General features: G+C 33.3%; 1 protein-coding gene and 1 pseudogene. One reads left to right on the forward strand and one right to left on the reverse strand.

Annotated elements, in window-relative coordinates:
- Positions 1–107: 107 nt before the first annotated feature.
- Positions 108–513 (forward strand): annotated as a pseudogene (tnpA, locus tag IJL02_RS11640) (IS200/IS605 family transposase).
- A gap of 202 nt (positions 514–715) precedes the next feature.
- On the opposite strand, the gene ltrA reads toward tnpA, so the two are convergent.
- Positions 716–2221, reverse strand: a complete 1506-nt coding sequence (gene ltrA, locus IJL02_RS11645) for a group II intron reverse transcriptase/maturase (RefSeq protein WP_292816630.1) — start codon at positions 2219–2221, stop codon at positions 716–718.
- Between the last annotated feature and the right edge of the window lie 601 nt (positions 2222–2822).

Genomic DNA, 2822 nt, shown 5'->3' on the forward strand with positions numbered 1-2822 from the left:
AATATTATTTTTTTTAGTGTTTACTTTTTTTTTTACAAGTGCAGGTCAATATTGGTATACTTTTATAATAAATAGATTTAAATATCTTTTTTGATATATTACTTATTATGAAAGGTGATTTGAATAGAAATCAACATTCAGTATACAAATTAACTTATCATTTGGTGTTAGTTATTAAATATCGTAGAAAAGTGATTAATCAGGATATTTTTGATTTTTTAATGGATATTTTTCTCAGATATTGGTGATAAATATGGTGTGGAGATTGTTGAGTCAAATTGGGATGTGGATCATATTCATGTGCTTTTTGATGCTGCTCCGAGTACGAATCTTGTTAAATTCATTAATGCCTATAAAAGTGCAAGCAGTAGAAGTATTAAAAGAGATTATCCTCAAATTAAAAGATTTCTATGGAAGAGTACTTTTTGGAAAACAGGTTATTTCATAACCACTTCCGGTGGAGCAAATATTGAAACAATAAAAAGATATATCGAACGCCAAAGAGAAAAATAAAAATATTCATAACTCTAAAATAGGGTTTTAACAAAATATAAAATATTATCCTATTATATTTTGTAAGGGAGGTATAATTGGGATTATATTCTCTTTTTTTTGTTATGCAGGTGTCAAGTTAGATAGGATTGGATGATTGCTCATCCGCACCCTCTTGAGAACCGTACGTGTCCCTTTCGAGACATACGGCTCAAATAGACCTTTATCTGAAATGATTAGTGGTCGATATACTTCTTTTATAGAAGTAGTCTGATTTACTTTTGTCTAAAGGCGAATAATTATGTTTAATCATTGTGTGCCTTTCGATGTTAGTCCATGACATTTTATTCAACTGTTTACCAGTGTTTGGGTCAGTTAAAATCCATTTATCTTGGTGTTCATCGTTTTTCTCGCGTTTGGGGAAATATTTATTTACTATCCAACCAGAACTTTTATTAGGATGAAGATGTTTTAGGAATTTCCAAGTTTTCTTCCAAATATAATTATCAATACTTGAAAATGCTTTAGAAGAAACCATGGGTTTCCAAAACTCTGCAATACCATCAATAACCGGATTTAATCTATCCATGAGATATTCCACGTTCTGACCTTTAGAATACTCGAAGATATCTTTAATTTTAGCTTTAGCCTTCTTAATAGAGTCTTTAGATGGTTTAATAATGCATTTATCATCCTTTCCGATTTTTGCATTAAAACCTAAGAAATTAAAACCTTTAAAAATGGTTGTAAAGCATGTTTTATCTTCAGAAAGGATTAAACTCCTATCATCCAGATATTCTTTGAGAATATTTGGTATGGCTTCGATATCTTCTTTATTTCTTGCAAATATGAGAAAATCATCAGCATACCTCACAACACGATATTTACCGCGAGTAATAAATGTTGTATAACCTTTATTACTGTGATATTCATGATATGAGATATTTAAACATTTTTCAAGCCCATGTAAGGCAATATTTGCCAGTAATGGCGATAATAATCCTCCTTGTGGAGTTCCTTGATTAGTGGAGAAAAATTCTCCATTTTCCATATATCCTGCTTTAAGAAACTTTTCAACCAAATTAATATATGGAAATCCATTCAACTGTTCAATAATGAATTTGTGGCTCAATGTATCAAAGCAGGCCTTAAAATCACCCTCAAATACATACTTGAATTTACGATTATGTATATTGAAGAAAACTCTTTCCATTGCATCATGAACTCGTCTAGCAGGTCTAAAACCGTAGCTTATCGGCTCAAAACGAACCTCCCATTGAGGCTCCAACACTAAACGAAGTAATTCCTGATAAACTCGGTCAATAATGGTAGGAATACCAAGAGAACGAGTTTTACCATTACTTTTAGGAATTTGAGTCCTATACACTGGTTTAGGCTTATGTTTGTTTACATTTCTATTCATTATCTTAACAAACAATTTTCCTCTTTCAAAGTCACTTAATGCAAGATATCCATCCACACCAGGAGTTCTCTTACCTTTATTTGTCTGAGTAACCCTTTTAATCGCTACTTTTAATGCAGCAGGGCTACGAACTAACATTCTTTGTAAATCTCTAACTTTTCGACTATCACCTTCGCTTTCAGCACGAAATATCCTAAATCTTTGCTTATCTACATACTTATAAGTCTTCTTCCAATCTGTATCCGACCATAAAGTAGCGTATGATGTTGTGGACTCTAAAACAATACTGTTTTGAGCATAACTCATCTTTTATCACCATCCTTTTAACAAACATTTCTTTAGTTTTATTTTACACGTTGTCTACTCTTTGAAAGTCAGCCATGTTTCCATGCCACCCACTATGGGGGTGGTATCCGTTCACAGTTAATAATTTCCCTGTTTTCCTGCTATCTTTCGATAATAACGGCTTTCGCTTTCTTCAAAATCCTCTACCACCTGAAGAATTCCACTTCATTCGCAATCCGCTTACCTAGAAAGGATGATTTCTAGGATTTCAAATGGCTTACCGGGTTAATCTCCCATCAGATACGAATAAGGTAAGGTCCGAACTTTACACCGGCAATTCTACGGGTTGTGCATTATAAGCATAAGTATAATACTTATTTCCTAATTGCAATCAACAGTAGCGCTCATTATAGTGCTTTGTATCCCACCTGTCGGCAGATGTCACGATGCTTGCATTCGTTCACTTTAATTAACCATTCTTAGTCGGATAAGAATGAAGGATTACTCCTTCAAACTCTCCTAAGAACCCAGCGTGTGGCTTTCACCACACTGGGCTCAAGCAGACCTTTATCTTCGGCTAAATTGTTTTCTCATACGATTTTCAAAATATTCTGTCTTGCTA

Source organism: Methanobrevibacter sp. (assembly GCF_017427765.1).
Taxonomy (GTDB): Archaea; Methanobacteriota; Methanobacteria; order Methanobacteriales; family Methanobacteriaceae; genus Methanocatella.

Bases quoted from the DNA above. Each gene is read 5' to 3' on its own strand.
- ltrA (WP_292816630.1), bottom strand. From the start codon at position 2,221: ATGAGTTATGCTCAAAACAGTATTGTTTTAGAGTCCACAACATCATAC.